The sequence below is a fragment of the Saccharopolyspora gloriosae genome, from assembly GCF_022828475.1.
Lineage (GTDB): Bacteria > Actinomycetota > Actinomycetes > Mycobacteriales > Pseudonocardiaceae > Saccharopolyspora_C > Saccharopolyspora_C gloriosae_A.
On sequence record NZ_CP059557.1, the window covers coordinates 1 to 17,895 of the forward strand.

General features: G+C 68.7%; 10 protein-coding genes, 2 tRNA genes and 1 pseudogene. 12 read left to right on the forward strand and 1 reads right to left on the reverse strand.

What is annotated here, in order from left to right:
* The 11 genes and pseudogenes from dnaA (at position 1) to H2Q94_RS00055 (ending at position 14,026) form a co-directional block, all read left to right on the forward strand.
* The gene (dnaA, locus tag H2Q94_RS00005; RefSeq protein ID WP_258718644.1) at positions 1 to 1,920 is read left to right on the forward strand and encodes a chromosomal replication initiator protein DnaA; all 1,920 of its coding nucleotides are present in this window, start codon (positions 1 to 3) and stop codon (positions 1,918 to 1,920) included.
* A gap of 1,557 nt (positions 1,921 to 3,477) precedes the next feature.
* Positions 3,478 to 4,602: a DNA polymerase III subunit beta gene (gene dnaN, locus H2Q94_RS00010; RefSeq protein ID WP_243790644.1), complete on the forward strand. Its 1,125-nt coding sequence runs from the start codon at positions 3,478 to 3,480 to the stop codon at positions 4,600 to 4,602.
* Positions 4,603 to 4,645: 43 nt separating this feature from the next.
* Positions 4,646 to 5,599 (forward strand): phosphogluconate dehydrogenase (NAD(+)-dependent, decarboxylating), encoded by a 954-nt coding sequence (gnd, locus tag H2Q94_RS00015; RefSeq protein WP_397545504.1) that lies wholly within the window; start codon positions 4,646 to 4,648, stop codon positions 5,597 to 5,599.
* A 147-nt stretch (positions 5,600 to 5,746) separates the two neighbouring features.
* A complete protein-coding gene (gene recF, locus H2Q94_RS00020) occupies positions 5,747 to 6,922 on the forward strand; it encodes a DNA replication/repair protein RecF (RefSeq protein ID WP_243790646.1) in 1,176 nt (391 codons plus the stop codon).
* A 104-nt stretch (positions 6,923 to 7,026) separates the two neighbouring features.
* Complete coding sequence (locus H2Q94_RS00025) at positions 7,027 to 7,608, forward strand: DciA family protein (RefSeq protein WP_243790648.1); 582 nt, start codon at positions 7,027 to 7,029, stop codon at positions 7,606 to 7,608.
* A gap of 340 nt (positions 7,609 to 7,948) precedes the next feature.
* A complete protein-coding gene (gene gyrB, locus H2Q94_RS00030; RefSeq protein WP_243790650.1) occupies positions 7,949 to 9,922 on the forward strand; it encodes a DNA topoisomerase (ATP-hydrolyzing) subunit B in 1,974 nt (657 codons plus the stop codon).
* A gap of 188 nt (positions 9,923 to 10,110) precedes the next feature.
* Entirely contained in the window at positions 10,111 to 12,606 is a 2,496-nt protein-coding gene (gyrA, locus tag H2Q94_RS00035) for a DNA gyrase subunit A (RefSeq protein WP_243790653.1), read from the forward strand.
* A gap of 32 nt (positions 12,607 to 12,638) precedes the next feature.
* Positions 12,639 to 13,466: a DUF3566 domain-containing protein gene (locus H2Q94_RS00040; protein ID WP_243790655.1), complete on the forward strand. Its 828-nt coding sequence runs from the start codon at positions 12,639 to 12,641 to the stop codon at positions 13,464 to 13,466.
* 98 nt (positions 13,467 to 13,564) lie between these two features.
* Positions 13,565 to 13,638: transfer RNA gene (locus tag H2Q94_RS00045), tRNA-Ile, on the forward strand.
* Between the two features lie 72 nt (positions 13,639 to 13,710).
* A pseudogene (locus H2Q94_RS00050) lies at positions 13,711 to 13,818 on the forward strand (DLW-39 family protein); the annotation flags it as partial.
* Between the two features lie 135 nt (positions 13,819 to 13,953).
* Positions 13,954 to 14,026 (forward strand) — tRNA-Ala (locus H2Q94_RS00055).
* Between the two features lie 463 nt (positions 14,027 to 14,489).
* Here the strand turns inward: H2Q94_RS00055 and dacB are convergent.
* Positions 14,490 to 16,043 (reverse strand): D-alanyl-D-alanine carboxypeptidase/D-alanyl-D-alanine endopeptidase, encoded by a 1,554-nt coding sequence (dacB, locus tag H2Q94_RS00060; RefSeq protein WP_243790657.1) that lies wholly within the window; start codon positions 16,041 to 16,043, stop codon positions 14,490 to 14,492.
* 617 nt (positions 16,044 to 16,660) lie between these two features.
* On the opposite strand from dacB, the gene H2Q94_RS00065 reads away from it, so the two are divergent.
* Positions 16,661 to 17,881, forward strand: coding sequence for an MFS transporter (locus tag H2Q94_RS00065; RefSeq protein WP_243790659.1), 1,221 nt, complete (start codon positions 16,661 to 16,663; stop codon positions 17,879 to 17,881).
* The last annotated feature ends 14 nt before the right edge of the window (positions 17,882 to 17,895 follow it).

Here is a 17,895-nt window from a genome sequence, read left to right on the forward strand (position 1 = left end):
GTGTCCGACCACCAAACCGAGCTTGGTCGGGTGTGGGACGAGGTCGTGCTGGAGTTGTCCTCCGGCACGCTGTCACCGCAACAACGCGCTTGGATGCGGGTGACCCGGCCGATCGGCCTACTGGATGGTACGGCATTGCTGGCCGCTCCCAGTGATTTCGCGAAGGAAGCGATCGAACGGGCGCTGCGCGACCCGATCACCGATGCGCTGTCCCGCAGGCTGGGCCGGGAGGTCTCGCTCGCGGTCAAGGTCGACACCGCGGTGCCCGCACCGACCCGGCCGCTGGCCGCGCCGGAGGCCCGCCCCGAAACCCCGGCTCGCACCGGTTCGGAATCCGCGGCCGAGCGGCCCGCCGGATTCGGCATCGCTTACGACTCGTCGCCGTACATCGCGTCCGGTCCCGCCTCCTCTTACTCCGCGCAGTCGCGGCGCCCGGAGGCGTTCGGCTCCGCGCAGAGCGGTTCGATCAGCGGTTCGCTGCCCGCGAAGCAGGTCGGCACGCACTACGCGTCCGAGCCGCAGTACACCCCCGAAACGACGTACTCGTCCGAGACCAAGTACGCGCAGGAAGCCGGGTACGGCTCCGAGGCCCAGTACGCCCCCAAGGCGCAGTACTCCTCCCCTGAGACGCAGTACTCCTCGGAGCCCAAGTACTCGGCAGAAGGACGGTCCGAGCCGGAGCGGTACACCGAACAGTGGCCGACGGCGCACGAGCCCGTCGCCGAGCAGGACGCCGAGGACGAGGTGGAGGAGGAGTCCGCCGAGCAGGAGGACGCCACGTCGACCGAGGCGAACGTGTGGCCGACCTTCGGCCGCGGCCAGCACGCCGAGCAGCACCAGCAGGGCCAGCCGTTCACCGCGCCGAAGCACGCCCCGCCGACCTCGCAGACCCGGTTGAACGCGAAGTACACCTTCGACACGTTCGTCATCGGCGCCTCGAACCGGTTCGCGCACGCGGCCGCGGTGGCCGCTGCGGAAGCGCCGGCCCGTGCCTACAACCCGCTGTTCATCTGGGGCGAGTCCGGGCTGGGCAAGACGCACCTGCTGCACGCGGTGGGGCATTACACGCAGCGGTTGTTCCCCGGGATGCGCGTGCGGTACGTGTCCACGGAGGAGTTCACCAACGACTTCATCAACTCGCTGCGCGACGACCGGCAGGTGGCGTTCCAGCGCCGCTACCGCGATGTGGACGTGCTGCTGGTCGACGACATCCAGTTCTTGGAAGGCAAGGAAGGTACTCAGGAGGAGTTCTTCCACACCTTCAACACGCTGCACAACTCGAACAAGCAGATCGTGGTGTCCTCCGACCGGCCGCCGAAGGGGCTGCGCACGCTGGAGGACCGGCTGCGGACGCGCTTCGAGTGGGGCTTGATCACCGACATCCAGCCGCCTGAGCTGGAGACGCGCATCGCGATTCTGCGCAAGAAGGCCGCGCAGGATCGGATGGCGGCACCGGCGGAGGTGCTGGAGTTCATCGCGGCCCGGATCGAACGCAACATCCGCGAGCTGGAGGGCGCGCTGATCCGGGTGACGGCGTTCGCCTCGTTGAACCGGCAGCCCGTGGACGTGCAGCTCGCGGAGATCGTGCTGCGGGACCTGATCCCCGACTCGCAGACTCCGGAGATCACCGCGCCGACCATCATGGCCGTGACCGCGGAGTACTTCGCGGTGACCATCGACGATCTGTGCGGGCCGGGCAAGACGAAGGCGCTGGCGCAGGCTCGGCAGATCGCGATGTACCTGTGCCGGGAGCTCACCGACTCCTCGCTGCCGAAGATCGGGCAGAGCTTCGGCGGCCGGGACCACACGACGGTGATGCACGCGGACAAGAAGATCCGCAAGGAGATGGCAGAGCGGCGCCGGGTTTACGACCAGGTGCAGGAGCTGACCTCCCGGATCAAGCAGCAGTCGCGCGGCTGAGCCCGGAGCCGGCGCCGCGGGCGGAGTACCGGCCGGCGGCGGCCGGCGAGTCGTTCCTGGTTGAGACCGGGCATGTCGCCGTCTTTCCTGCTCATCGGCCTGCCGCCAGCTCTCTGAGCCGCAGGCTCGAGCTCTTACCGAAGCATTGAATGAGACGTCTCAGTGATATCACTGAGACGTCTCGCCTCACTGCACCCGATCGTCGCGCGCTGGCCGTCGCTCCGATTCGGCACCTCGGGGCCGCCCACGCAGCCACTCGACGCGCTCTGGTGAAGGCGCGAGACGCCGGGGAGCGGCGCCTGCCCGGTTCGACCTGCCGGGCGGGATCCACCGGCGGGGCCGAGCGGAATCTTTCTGTCGTGGTCCTCCACCGCGACCGGGCCGCCCTCGCAGAAAGGTCGAGCGCGTTCGCCCCGGCCCACATCCCCGGGCGCCGACGGCCTCTACCGGCCGCGCCAGGCCGGGACCTCGTGTCGTGCACGCCTCCGCCGCATCTTTCTGCTGGAGCCGTGAGGTCGCGCCAGCCGCCCCGGGCAGAAAAAGTTCGCCCGCCGACCGGGTCCGGTCGACCGTTCGGCGATGCACGCGCGCCCCGCGCGGCCTAGGGACACCTGTGGAGAACCCCGGATCAACACGGTCTGCGCACGAGTGATCGCCCAGCGCACGCATCAAGCCGGGCGAAGCATCCGATCCGACGCGAGGACCGTTCGCGGACGCCGAGTTTTCTGCACAGGCGAAGTGGTCTTGCCCTCACCCCGCAGCAAAAAAGCCGCGTTGAAGCCGACCTGTCCACAGTTCGGCCATCCCCAGCCCTGAGCTGGAGTTTTCCCCAATCCATGCACAGGCTGTGCACAACGATCCCCGGTCTACCCACAGGCCATCCCCCGGTTAGCCACAGGAAACCCACAGATTCGCCCACAACCCGATCGGTTGAGGTGCCCAAAACACGGGTTCATCCGCAGAGGCTGGGTACAACTCGGGGTTCAGCTGTGGATGGGGGTGTGGACAACATGGGCTCAATGTGGACAACCTCGGATCGGTCAAAAGTTGTCCACGACCCGTTCAGACCATCCACCGGTTGCCCCCAGTCTCCGTCCACAGCTGACCAGGTGCTTTGAGCAGCCAAAACAAGGGTTATCCCCACAACCCACAACCCTTACTACTACTGCTCTCTTTTCTTTTCTTTTGAATGAAGAAAAAAAGAAGAGAGAGGGGCGGTGGACAAGTGGACAACTTCGCCTCGGCGGCCCGAACCGAGCGCTTCGAGAGCCAGGACCCGGATGCGGCGATCACGTCGAACGCTCTACGGTGGGACTCCCGCGATGGTCGTCCGAAGCGGAGCTCCGAGCTCCCGGCCATCTCGTGGGACGAGTTCCGATGCGCCCCGACCCAGGTGCCGCCCGCTGCAGGCGGCCCGCACCTCGGGCGCCGCGCCGGAGCTCCGACCTCGAAAGCCCCGTACGCAGCAACAGCACTCCCGGAGCTGGCCGCCCCCACGGCACCAGCAGCGTTCTCCCCGGCAGCCGGCCGGCCTCGGCCGAAACCGAAAGGACATCGATGAAGATCCGCGTGGAACGTGACGGTCTTGCCGACGCCGTCGCCTGGGTCGCGCGCAGCCTGCCGTCGCGGCCGCCGGTTCCGGTGCTGGGCGGGGTGCTGCTGGACGCGAGCTCCGGCGAAGCGCTGACCATCTCCGGCTTCGACTACGAGGTGTCCGCCCAGGTCACCACCGAGGCCTCCATCGACTCCACCGGCAAAACGCTGGTCTCCGGGCGGTTGCTGGCCGACATCACCAAGTCGCTGCCGAACCGGCCCGTCGAGATCACCGTCGACGGCTCCCGAGTGACGATCACCTGCGGCAGTTCCCGGTTCAGCCTGCCGACCATGCCGGTCGAGGACTACCCGGAACTGCCCGCGATGCCGGAACGGGCGGGCGCCGTCCCCGGCGACCTGTTCTCCGCAGCGGTGGCCCAGGTCGCGGTCGCCGCCGGCCGGGACGACACGCTGCCGATGCTCACCGGCGTCCGCATGGAGATCAACGCGGACCGGCTCACCATGGTCGCCACCGACCGGTTCCGGCTCGCCATGCGGGAATTCACCTGGGAACCCGACGAGTCGATCAACGACACCGCGATCCTGGTCCCCGCCAAGACGCTCGCCGAATCCGCCAAGACCCTCGGCGGCTCCGGCTCGAAGGTGGAGATCTCGCTGGCCTCCGGCGACGGCCTGCTCGGGCTGTCGGGAACGACCCGCCGCAACACGACCCGGCTGCTGGACGCGGAGTTCCCCAAGTACCGCCAGCTGCTGCCGTCCGAGACCGCCGCGACCGCGATCATCGACGTGGCCCCGCTGGCCGAGGCGATCAAGCGCGTGTCGCTGGTCGCCGAACGCGGCACCCAGGTGCGGCTGGAGTTCTCCGACTCCGGGCTGCGCCTCACCGCCGGTGGCGACGACGAAGGCAGCGCCGAGGAAGAACTCCCGGTGGAGCTCTCCGGTGAGCCGCTGACCATCGCGTTCAACCCGACGTATCTGCTCGACGGCCTGGGCGCGCTCAAGACGGACCGCGCCCAGATGCTGTTCACCACATCCAACCGCCCCGCCTTGCTCAAGCCGGTCGGGGAGGATGGTGAGGTTGTCGAGGGCTACCTCTACCTGCTGATGCCGGTGCGCCTGCCGGGCTGAGGTGGTCCCGGCGTCCGCCGCGACCCGCGCGGGCGCCGCTCATGTGCGGCACCGGGCCGAGCCGGAACGGCGGACCCGGGCAACAACCAGTCTCGAAGGGGAAGATCCGGTGCAACTGGGACTTGTGGGTCTCGGCCGAATGGGCTTCAACATGCGTGAGCGGCTGCGCGCCGCCGGCCACGAGGTCATCGGCTACGACCGGAACCAAGAGGTCAGTGACGTGGCCTCGATCGCCGACCTGGCGAACGGGCTCACCGGCCCGCGCATCGTGTGGGTCATGGTTCCCCACGGCGACCCCACCAAGCAGACCATCGACGCGCTCGCCGAGGTGCTCTCCGCGGGCGACCTGGTGATCGAGGGCGGGAACTCCAAGTTCACCGAGGACCAGGCGAACGCGGCGTCGCTCGCCGAGCACGGCGTGAAGTACGTCGACGTCGGCGTGTCCGGCGGGGTGTGGGGCGCGACGAACGGCTACGGGCTGATGGCCGGCGGCGACGCCGAGGACATCGAGCGCGCGCTGCCGATCTTCGACGCGCTGCGGCCGGAGGGGCCGCGCGAGGAGGGCTTCGCGCACGCCGGTCCGGTCGGGGCAGGGCACTACGCGAAGATGGTGCACAACGGCATCGAGTACGGCCTGATGCAGGCCTACGCCGAGGGCTTCGAACTGCTCGCCGCCTCCGATGTGGTCACCGACGTGCCCGCGACGATCAAGGCGTGGAGCCGGGGCACCGTGGTCCGCTCCTGGCTGCTGGACCTGCTGGTGCGCGCGATGGACGACGACCCGGAGCTGCAAAAACTCCGCGGGTACGTCTCGGACTCCGGCGAGGGCCGCTGGACGGTGGAGGAGTCGGTGCGCAACGCCGTGCCGACCCCGGTGATGACCGCCGCGCTCTACGCCCGGTTCGCCTCCCGGCAGGACGACTCGCCTGCGATGAAGGCCGTCGCCGCGCTGCGCAACCAGTTCGGCGGGCACGCGGTGGAGACCAACGAGGGCTGAGTCGCCGCTGTCGCCATGTCGACACGGTGACATGTCGGTGAGGTGATCCGGGCGGGTCACCTCACCACCTGCCCGGCCGGGAGTCGCCCGGCTGCGGCCCGGTTCCGCGCGCGTCCCGCTCGCGCGACCCGATCCGGTGGGAGCGCTTTGTACGTCCGACATCTGCAAGTGACCGACTTCCGCTCGTGGCCGCAGGCCGAGCTGACTCTCGAACCGGGGCCGACCGTGCTGGTCGGTGCCAACGGTCAGGGCAAGACGAACCTGGTCGAGGCGCTGGGCTACGTCGCCACCCTCGGATCGCATCGGGTGTCCAGCGATTCGCCGCTGGTGCGCTACGGCGCGCAGCGGGCGTTCGTGCGGGCCGCGGTGATCAACGGCGGCCGGGAACTGCTGGTGGACCTGGAGATCACGCCGGGCAAGGCGAACCGGGCTCGGATCAACCGCGGCGCTCCGGGCAAGCCGCGCGATGTGCTGGGCATCCTGCGCACGGTGCTGTTCGCTCCGGAGGATCTCGCGGTGGTGCGCGGTGACCCGGGGGAGCGGCGCCGGTTCCTGGACGAACTGCTGGTGTCGAGGTCGCCGCGGTACGCGGGCGTGCGGTCCGACTACGAGCGGGTGTTGCGGCAGCGCAGCGCGTTGCTGAAGTCGGCCGGTGGTGCGCGCCGGGGTGGCCGGTCGCCGGATCTGCGGACCCTGGAGGTCTGGGACGGGCACCTCGCGAAGCACGGCGCTGATCTGCTGGCGGCTCGGCTGGACTTGGTCGCCGACATCGCACCGCACGTGACCAGCGCTTATGCCAGCGTCGCTGAGACGGGCACGGACAGCGCGCCGGCCGGTCGGGTCGCCGACCTGCGGTATCGCAGCAGCCTCGGCGATTCGCTGCCCGATGGTTACGGCGTGCCGATGGGTCCGCGAGCCGACCGGGCGGAGCTGGAGTCCGCGCTGCTCGTCGAGCTGGAGCGGGTGCGCGGCCAGGAGTTGGAGCGGGGCGTGTCCTTGGTCGGGCCGCACCGCGACGACCTGGACCTGGTGCTCGGTGAGCTGCCCGCGAAAGGCTACGCGAGTCACGGCGAATCGTGGTCGTTCGTACTGGCGTTGCGGCTGGCTTCGTACCACCTGCTCACCGAGGATGGCGCGGAACCGGTCTTGATCCTCGACGACGTGTTCGCCGAGCTGGACCGGCGGCGCCGTTCCCGGCTGGCCGAGCTGGTCGCGGGCGCCGAGCAGGTGCTGGTGACCGCCGCGGTCGGGGAGGACGTGCCCGCCGAGCTCGCCGGTACCCGTTTCGACGTTCGAGACGGCGAGGTCAGTCGTGTCGAGTGACGAAGTCGGCAGGCCTCCTGCCTGGCAAAACACGCAGGGTGAGTGGGAGTTCCCCGAAGTTACCCACAACTGGGGATAAGGCTGTGGATGGTGTGGATAACTCGATGACATCGGGCGAACACGAAGGGCGATCGACCGCTTCCGAGGCCGGAACGGACCCGACGCCCGCTGGCTCCGACGGCGCTGAGCTGCACGGATCGGACCTGGCCCGGGCCGCGCTGCAGGCCGCGAAGGAGAAGTCGAAGGCCAAGCGCCGCACCAAGCGCAGCGTCATCGGTGCCGGTGGTGGTTCCCGGCGGCGCCGTCGCTGGTCGGGGCCGGGCGCCGATGACCGCGACCCGCAGCCGCTGGGCAGGCTGGCCTCGCGGATCGCCACGGATCACGGGTGGAACGACCGGCTCTCCGGCGGACACGTCTTCGCGCGCTGGACGAGCCTGGTCGGCGGCGACATCGCCGAGCACACCAAACCCGTCGCGCTGTCCGACGGTGAGCTGACCGTGCAGGCCGAGTCGACGGCCTGGGCCACTCAGCTGCGCCTGCTGCAGCGGCAGATCCTGCAGCGCATCGCCGACGGCGTGGGCAAGGGCGTGGTCCGCAAGATCAAGGTGCAGGGTCCGGCGGCGCCGAGCTGGCGGCACGGGCCGCGGCACGTGCCGGGCCGCGGCCCGCGCGACACCTACGGCTGACGCCCCGCGCGAGCCCGCGCAGGAGCCGCGCGGACCCGCTCGCCGGTCTCGGATGGTGTCCGGATCCGAGTTATCGGCTCTGTGAGGAATTCAGGGGTGTCCTTGCCGCACTCCTGTCGGGGAGACCCAGTAGAATCATTTGGGTGGGTGCGGCGTCTCGCGTCGCCGAACGCCCGGCCCTTCACGTCCGCATCGTCGCTCGGCCGCCGGTCGCGCTCGTGCGCCGGGCCGGATGAGCGCCGCGCCCGCTGTGGCCGGGCGCCCGTTCGCGGGTGCCGCAGGCGGCCGTTGACGGCCGGGCCACCCGACACACTGCCGGTTCGAGGAGACACCGAGGCCCGTGGCATCAAAGAAGAACGAATACAACGCGTCGTCGATCACGGTGCTGGAGGGCTTGGAAGCCGTCCGCAAGCGCCCCGGCATGTACATCGGTTCCACCGGTGAGCGCGGTCTCCACCACCTCGTGTGGGAGGTCGTGGACAACTCCGTCGACGAGGCGATGGCCGGGTACGCGACCACCGTCGAGGTGACGCTGCTGGCCGACGGCGGTGTGCGGGTCACCGATGACGGTCGCGGCATCCCGGTGGACATGCACCCGGTGGAGAAGAAGCCGACCTTGGAGGTCGTGCTCACCGTGCTGCACGCGGGCGGCAAGTTCGGTGGCGATTCCTACGCCGTTTCCGGTGGTCTGCACGGTGTCGGTGTGTCGGTCGTCAACGCGCTCTCCAGCGCACTCGAAGCGGAGATCCACGTCAACGGCAGCGTGTGGCGGCAGCGGTACGAGGACTCCAAGCCCGTCGCCGACGTGAAGAAGGGCGAAGGGACGAAGAAGTCCGGCACCTCGATCACCTTCTGGGCCGACCCGAACATCTTCGAGACGACTCGCTACAACGCGGAGACGGTGTCGCGGCGCCTGCAGGAGATGGCGTTCCTGAACAAGGGACTGACCATCGTGCTGCGCGACGAGCGCCTCGCCGAGGAGGACGAATCCGGTGAGGACGCGGGCGGCCAGGCGGCCCGCGCCAAAGAACGCACCTTCCACTACCCGGGCGGGCTGGAGGACTTCGTCAAGCACATCAACGCGACGAAGGAACCGATCCACCGCAAGGCCGTCGCCTTCAACGCCTCCGGCACCGGGGTGGAGCTGGAGGTCGCGATGCAGTGGAACTCCGGCTACAACCAGTCCGTCTACACCTTCGCGAACACGATCAACACGCATGAGGGCGGTACCCACGAGGAGGGCTTCCGCTCCGCGCTGACCCGCGTGGTCAACGCGTATGCGAAAGAGAAGAAGCTGCTCAAGGACAAGGACGGCAGCCTCACCGGCGACGACGTGCGCGAAGGTCTCGCGGCGATCGTGTCGGTGAAGGTCCGCGAGCCGCAGTTCGAGGGCCAGACGAAGACGAAGCTGGGCAACACCGAGGTCAAGTCCTTCGTGCAGACCGCGGCGTTCGAGTGGCTCAACGACTGGTTCGAGCGCAACCCCGCCGACGCGAAGACGATCATCAACAAGGCGGTCGGCTCGGCGCAGGCGCGGATGGCGGCGCGGCGGGCGAAGGAACTGGTGCGGCGCAAGAGCGCGATGGACATCGGCGGTCTGCCCGGCAAGCTCAAGGACTGCCAGTCCAGCAACCCGGAGGAGTGCGAGCTCTACATCGTCGAGGGCGACTCGGCGGGTGGCTCGGCCAAGGACGGCCGGGAGTCGCGCTTCCAGGCGATCCTGCCGCTCCGCGGCAAGATCATCAACGTGGAGAAGTCGCGGATCGACAAGGTCCTCAAGAACAACGAGGTCCAGGCGATCATCACCGCGCTGGGCACCGGCATCCACGATGAGTTCGACCTGGCCAAGCTGCGCTACCACAAGATCGTGCTGATGGCCGACGCCGACGTCGACGGCCAGCACATCCGGACGCTGCTGCTCACGCTGCTGTTCCGGTTCATGCGCCCGCTGATCGAGAACGGCCACGTGTTCCTGGCCCGCCCGCCGCTCTACAAGATCAAGTGGCCGCGCGCCGAGGCGGAGTTCGCCTACTCCGACCGGGAACGCGACGGCCTGCTCGAAGCGGGTGCCGCCGCCGGGCGGAAGCTGCCGAAGGACGACGGCATCCAGCGCTACAAGGGTCTGGGCGAGATGAACCCGCAGGAACTGTGGGAGACCACGATGGACCCGGAGACCCGGCTGCTGATGCAGGTGTCGCTGGACGACGCCGCCACCGCGGACGAGCTGTTCAGCGTGCTCATGGGCGAGGACGTCGAAGCGCGCCGCTCGTTCATCGTCCGCAACGCCAAGGACGTCGGCTTCCTCGACGTCTGATCCGGCTGGGGGGCTGCTCGGAATGGTGATCATTCCGCGAGGCTCCTTCCGCCCGCACGCGCTCGAACGGGATCGATCGCCGTGACCAGGCCGCACTGCCTGGTACGCCGCGACACGGGGGGAGCACCGCCCTCCCGCGTCGCGCCGGCGCAGGAACCCGCCAACTCGCCTGAAAGGAACCTCCACTCGTGACGGACATCCTGCCGCCGGAACACGGCCGCGTAGAACCGGTCGACATCCAGCAGGAGATGCAGAACTCCTACATCAACTACGCGATGAGCGTGATCGTCGCGCGCGCGCTGCCCGACGTGCGCGACGGCCTCAAGCCGGTGCACCGCCGGGTGCTTTACGCGATGTACGACTCCGGCTTCCGGCCGGACCGCGGCTACGTGAAGTGCTCCCGCGTCGTCGGCGAGGTGATGGGCAACTACCACCCGCACGGCGACTCGGCGATCTACGACACCCTGGTGCGCCTGGCGCAGCCGTGGGCGATGCGCCACCCCCTCATCGACGGGCAGGGCAACTTCGGTTCTCCCGGCAACGACCCGGCCGCCGCCATGCGGTACACCGAGTCGCGGCTCAAGCCGTTGGCGATGCACATGCTCGCCGACATCGAAGAGGACACCGTCGAGTTCTCCGACAACTACGACGGCCGGACCCAGGAACCGGACGTACTGCCTGCGCGGATTCCGAACCTGCTGGTCAACGGTGGTAGCGGCATCGCGGTCGGGATGGCGACGAACATTCCGCCGCACAACCTGCGGGAAGTCGCCGACGGCGTCGTCTACCTGCTGGAGAACCCCGAGGTCGACGACGAGACGCTGCTCGAGGAGCTGATCCGCCGGGTCAAGGGACCGGACTTCCCGACCCGCGGCCTCATCCTCGGCACCAACGCGATCGCCGACGCCTACCGCACCGGCCGCGGCTCCATCAAGATGCGCTCGGTCGTCTCCGTCGAGGAGGACGCCAAGGGGCGCACCTCGCTGATCGTCACCGAGCTGCCGTACCAGGTGAACCCGGACAACCTGATCGAGAACATCGCGGCGATGCACCGCGACGGCAAGATCAGCGGGATCTCCGACATCGCCGACGAGTCCAACAGCCGGCGCGGCATGCGGATCGTGTTCACCTTGAAGCGGGACGCGATCCCGAAGGTCGTGCTCAACAACCTCTACAAGCACACCCAGCTGCAGACCACGTTCGGCGTGAACATGCTGGCGCTGGTCGAGGGCGTGCCGCGCACGCTGCGCCTCGACCAGGTGATCCGGTATTACGTCAACCACCAGATCGAGGTCATCGTCCGGCGCACCAGGTACCGGCTGCGCAAGGCAGAGGAGCGCGCCCACGTGCTGCGCGGCCTGGTCAAGGCGCTGGACGCGCTGGACGCCGTGATCGCGCTGATCCGCCGGTCGCCCACCGTGGACGAGGCCCGCACCGGCTTGATCGCGCTGCTCGACGTGGACGAGGTCCAGGCCGACGCGATCCTCGAGATGCAGCTGCGGCGGCTGTCCGCGCTGGAGCGGCAGAAGATCGTCGACCGGCTCGCCGAGCTGGAGCTGGAGATCGAGGACTACAAGGACATCCTCGCCAAGCCCGAACGGCAGCGGCAGATCATCCACGACGAGCTGATGGAGATCGTCGGCAAGTACGGCGAGGACCGCCGCACCAAGATCGTGCCCTACGAGGGCGAAGTCTCCATGGAAGACCTCATCGCCGACGAGGACGTCGTCGTCACGATCACCCGCACCGGCTACGCGAAGCGGACCCGCACCGACCTGTACCGGGCGCAGAAGCGCGGCGGCAAGGGCGTGCAGGGCGCGCAGCTCAAGCAGGACGACATCGTGTCGCACTTCTTCGTGTGCTCCACGCACGACTGGATGCTGTTCTTCACGAACAAGGGCCGGGTGTACCGGGCGAAGGCCTACGAGCTGCCGGAGGCCAACCGCACCGCTCGCGGCCAGCACGTGGCGAACCTGCTCGCGTTCCAGCCGGACGAGCACATCGCCCAGGTCATGCAGATCAAGGACTACACCGCCTCGCCGTACCTGGTGCTCGCCACCAAGAACGGGCTGGTCAAGAAGTCGCGGTTGACCGACTTCGACTCGAACCGTTCGGGTGGACTCATCGGGGTGAACCTGAAGGACGAGGACGAGCTGGTCGGCGCGGTGCTGTGCTCCGAGGAGGACGACCTGCTGCTGGTCTCGGCCGAAGGCCAGTCGATCAGGTTCCACGCCACCGACGAGGCGCTGCGCCCCATGGGCCGCGCCACGTCAGGCGTGCTGGGCATGCGGTTCAACTCCGGTGACGAACTGCTCGCGATGGGCGTCGTGCGTTCCGGTCGCTTCCTGCTGGTCGCCACCGACGGCGGCTACGCCAAACGGACCGAGATCGACGACTACCCGGTCCAGGGCCGCGGCGGCAAGGGTGTGCTCACCGTTCAGTACGACCGCAAACGTGGGAGGCTTGTCGGGGCGCTCATCGTCGACCTGGACGATGAGCTCTATGCGATCACTTCCACGGGCGGCGTCATCCGGACCACCGCCAAGGAGGTTCGCAAGGCAGGCAGGCAGACGAAGGGGGTGCGTCTGATGAACCTGGGCGACGGGACTTCGGTGGTGGCCATCGCGCGCAGCGCCGACGAGGCCGCCGATCCGGACGCCGCCGGGCCTGAGCCGACGAAGTAGCGACCGCCGATGACGATCATGAAGGATCTCTCGTGACATCTTCCGAGAAGCCGGAGCGTCCGGACGGGCATTCGGGTGACCAGGATGCCGACCAGACGACCGGCCAAAACTCCCAGCACACCTCGGTGATGACCGGGCAGACGGACGCCGCCGCCACCAACGGCGACGGAGCGGTGTCGGCCGCGGACGACGGGGCCACCAACGGCGAAACGGCCTCGAAACCGAACGGGTCCGAGACCTTCGAGGGCACCGAGACGCCGCCGCCGTGGCAGCGCACCGGAGTGGGCACCGGGACCGAAGACGGCCACACCGAGCCGTCGGCGACCCCGGGTTTCGACACCGCGCAGACCCAGGGCATCCCGAAGTCCGGCTATGACCAGGAGACCGTCCGCACCGAGATCCCCTCGCAGGGCGCCGAAGGGCGCGGCGCCGGGGTCAACTTCGGTGCGGCGGCCCGGCCCGGCGCGCAGACGCCCAGTGCCCGCAGGCCCAGCAGGGGTCCGCGACGGGCGAGCCTCCAGGTCAAGCGGCTCGACCCGTGGTCGGTGCTGAAGCTGGCACTGGTGCTCAGCGTCGCGATGTTCTTCGTGTGGATGATCGCGGTGGCGGTCCTCTACGGCGTGCTCGACGGCATGGGCGTCTGGGACTCGCTGAACGGCACGTTCACCGAGCTCACCTCGCCGGAGGACGCGGCCAGTGAGGAACTGATCAGCGCGGGCCGCGTGTTCGGCGTCGCCTCCATCATCGGGGCGATCAACATCGTGCTGTTCACGGCACTGGCGACGGTGAGCGCGTTCATCTACAACGTGGCCGCCGACTTCGCCGGTGGCGTCGAGGTCACGCTGTCCGAGCGGGAGTGATCGAATCCGGGGCGGCGGTCCGCGCGATCGCCGCCCCGGAGCTCGGACCCCCCTTCGTGGAGCAGGCCGGGCGTCGTGTAATCTTCGAGTCACACCAAGGGCCTATAGCTCAGGCGGTTAGAGCGCTTCGCTGATAACGAAGAGGTCGAAGGTTCAAGTCCTTCTAGGCCCACCCTTCCTGTCAAGGATGTTTCCCCGATGCCCGCGGTTCTCGCGGGCGCCCCGTTTTAGGAGGCGACCGGAAATGAAGAAGCTGCTCGCACTCGCCGTCGTTGCCGGTGCCGTGCTGTTCGTCGTCCGTCGCAACCGCGCCGCCAAGGCCGAGGCCGACCTCTGGCGCGAAGCCACCGCCGGCGAGGTGTGAGCCGAACTTCGGCTCGCCGTCGGCCCCAGTGGTCGCGGGGCTCTGCGCTCGACCCTGACGTGGTCGCCTGAGTACGCTCGGAGCAGACGCAGAGATCCGGCGGCCCGGTGCTCCGGCACCAACGGGGACGTAGCTCAATTGGCAGAGCACCGCCTTTGCAAGGCGGGGGTTAGGGGTTCGATTCCCCTCGTCTCCACTCCGAGGAGTCTGGTCGACGCTTATCGTGTCTTCCCGGCTCCTTTTTGCTTGTACGGGGGTCGGGTCCCGTAGGCCCGCACAGTGCGGTGGTCGAGGTTCGTCGGTGTCTTTCGCTGGGGAGCGTTCTCGATCCGCGCACTGATCAACGGCTCGGTGCTCGAGTGAGCTCCCGCAACCTCCACCCCGTAAGACCAGGTCATGCACCTGGTCTTTTTTCATGATCCGGTCTGGGCCACATCCGGGGCACGCACGGCCGCGCCCGTGCGGTACGAGGTGGAAGAGACGTCCCCGCCGGGCCGGCAGACCAACAGGATGGGGCTGTGCGCGGCAGCTGCGTCCGGGCACGGCCCCATCCTGTCGACCTCCACAACGGTCAACAGCTGGTGTCAAGGATGCCAACTTGGCGGTGACGCCAGCTGCCGCACCCTTGACACGAGCTGGTCAGGCTACGTCGCTCTTGGTCAGCAGGACTTGATCCAAGAGCATTCCAAGCCCGAATCAGCGCCCGCTACCGGAGCGTTCTTCCTGAGCACGGTGGTTGGGCGGCGTGATTGTTCGTCCGCGCCCGAGTGTTCGGCCAGCCGCACGGCGATCGCATCTTGGAGATCGCTCGGCGCAGCGTCCCGGTAGTCGTTGAACATCACCGAGAACACCAGCGGACGCCCGTTCGCGGCGGTGACGTAGCCGGAGAGCGCGGTCGCACCGGTGAGTGAGCCGGTCTTCGCGTGCACGTTGCCCGCGGCCGCCGTGTCGCCCATCCGGTTGCGCAGCGTGCCGCCGACCAGCTTGTCCGGATCTCCCGCCACTGGCAGCGCTTCGTGGAAATCCGCGAACCACGGGCGCTGCCGTGCGTTGTCCAGCAACAACGTCAACTGCTCCGGCGAGACTTCGTCCATCGGCGAGAGCCCGGAGCCGTCGACGAGGTGCAGTGCCGCCGGATCCAAGCCGAGCCCGGTGAGCCGCTCGGTGATCACCTCGATTCCGGCGGGCCACGAGCCCTCGCCGCGAGCGTGCTTGCCCATCGCCTTCGTCAGCACCTCGGCGTGACCGTTGTTGCTCAGCTTCATGAACGGGGTGAGCAGCTTGCGCAGCGGCATCGACTCGTGTTCGGCGAGTACGTCCGCGTCCGCCGGAACCACGCCGGAACCGGTTTCGGCGACCTCGACGCCGTGCGCGCGGAGTGCGCGGGCGAACACGTCCCCCGCGTAGGCGGTGGGGTCGGGGACGGTGGTGAGTTCCTCCACCGGCTCGGAGCCCGCAGGCACCGAGCCCGACACGATGACCCGGTCGCTGCCCTGCTCGCGAGTCACCTGCAAGGTCGAAGGCGAATCGGGCTGCCCGGTCGTGGCCTGCACGTCGAGCCGCACGGCGTCGGTCGCGGGCTCCGTTTCGACCTGAACCGGGGCGCCCACCGGCGTCGGGGACACGCGCAGCTGGACGGTGCCGGCGTCGAAATCCTCGTTCGGGGCGACCGTCAGCGCCGAGATCGGGGCCGCGTAGGGGTACGGCTCGTCGGCCGGGTCCCAGCCGGTGCCCAGCCGCACGTTGTCGAACCAAGTGTCATCGGTCAGCAACCGGCCCTGCACGGTCCGCACGCCGGACGCCGCGACCTGTTCGGCCAGCCGGTCGTAATCGGCGGGCCGCATCGTCGGATCACCAGTGCCGCGCAGGTACAGGTCACCGCGCAGCACCGATCCGTCCCGCTGCGCGGCGGCCTGCACCTGGGTGTTGAACCGGTAGTTCGGGCCCAGTTCCTCCAGGGCCGCCGTCGAGGTGAGCAGCTTCGCGTTCGAGGCAGGCGTCGCCGGCGCCTCGGCCTGCTTGTCGTAGAGCACCTCATCGGTCTCCGGATCCCGCACCACCACTCCCGCCTGGGCATCGGTCAGGCGTGGATCGGCCAGAATCTTGTCCAGATCACCCCGTAGCGCATCGGATTCGGCCGAAGCCGATGCGATCGGTGCGGAAGTCACCGGCCCGACGACGAAGCCGAGCAGTAACAGAACTAGAACAGACACCCATCGACGCATCGCGCCTCCTTACTTGTTGGGTTGGCGAGGTTGACGGCAGACGCCGGTCCAGACGGTGAGCAGGGTGCGCGGTTCTCGCGGGACTGCGTACCGGGTCCGGCCGGCGCAGGAGCTTGTGGTCGCCTCGACGACAACGAACTGGCCGATATTCCGCCGACATCGACCAGACGGCGTTCGTCTCAGCTCTGTAAGTCGAATGTCGCCGATCCTGGCATGGCAGTCCCCCCATATCTCGGCGAAAACCACAACCAGAGGGAGAACTTGCGTTAACGCCTCCGGCGTCACCGCACGATCACGACAGCATGATCAATACCGAGCACAGCCCCCAATCGGAGGGAGGAATAAATCGGGTTCTGCCTGTGGGTTTCGACTTTCCCGAGCCTCGTTGTTCTGAGGGGGTGACTCCCCGCAGATCCGCAACGGGGCGAGGTCGTGTGTTCCTTGGAAGGCGCTGGTATTGACCGAGCGGTTCGGTCCAAGGGGCCAGGCGGTGGGTTTTCGGTGAGCGGAAGGGGTGGCGTTGTGGCGGGTGAGCCGGCGGGCACGATGCGTCGGCAGCAGGTGCGAGATCGATTACCTGATCAACTATCGAAGGAGGGCCTGGCGTGGCTACCGGAACCGGCGCCGGACGTGTCGCTCACGCCGGGTGGGTCGTGCCGCTGTGCTGGAGCGCGGTGCTGCTCGACGGGTTCGACCTGGTGGTGCTGGGCAGCGTGCTGCCGACGCTGCTGGACCGCGGGGAATGGGGCCTGACGCCCGCGACGGCCTCGCTGGCCTCCACCGCGGGACTGTTCGGCATGGTCCTGGGCGCACTCGCCATCGGCACCATCACCGACGTCATCGGCCGCCGCAAAGCGCTGATCCTCTCGGTGGTCAGCTTCTCGCTGCTCACCGCCCTGTGCGCCGCCGCGCCATCGCTGCTGGTCTTCGGCGCGCTGCGGTTCCTCGCCGGGGTGGGCCTCGGTGGCTGCGTGCCCACCGCGATCGCGCTCGTCACCGAACACTCGCGGCCCGGCCGCAATGGCGGGGCCAGCACCACGATCATGACCGGGTATCACGTGGGCGCCGTGCTCACCGCCGTGCTCGGCATTCTGATCCTGCCCTCGCTGGGCTGGCGGTGGATGTTCCTGATCGGCGCCGCGCCCGCGCTGCTGTTGGTGCCGTTGATGGTGCGCTTCCTGCCGGAATCCGAGTCGTTCGAGCGTTCCAAGACGGCCGGAGCCGGGCTTCGGGGCGGTGTGGACACGGTGGCCTCGCTGTTCCGCGGCGGGTTCGCGCGCAGCACGCTCGCGTTCTGGCTGGCCGCGTTCATGGGCCTGCTCCTGGTGTACGGCCTCAACACCTGGCTGCCGGAGATCATGCGGGAGGCCGGATATCCGCTCGGCGCGGCGCTCGGCCTGCTGCTCACCTTGAACCTGGGGGCCGTCGTCGGGCTCGTCGTCGCCGGTTACGTCGCCGACCGCGCCGCGATCCGGCCGGTGACCGTCGCCTGGTTCGCGTTGGCGGCGGTGTTCCTAGCCGCGTTGAGCATCCGGCTGCCCGGTGTCGGCGTGTACCTGGTGGTGTTCCTCGCCGGCGCGTTCGTGTTCAGCGCGCAGGTGCTCGTCTACGCCTACATCGGCCGCGCGTACCCGGCGGAGGCGCGGGCCACCGGGCTCGGCTGGGCTTCCGGGGTGGGCCGGATCGGTGCGATCTGCGGGCCGCTGCTCGGCGGCGCGCTGCTCACCGCGGGGATCGCCTACCCGTGGGGCTTCTACGCGTACGCCGCGGTCGGCGTGCTCGGCGCGATCGGCATCGCGGCGGTCCGGGTCCCGGAGCGTTCCTGAGCTGATCGGTGGCG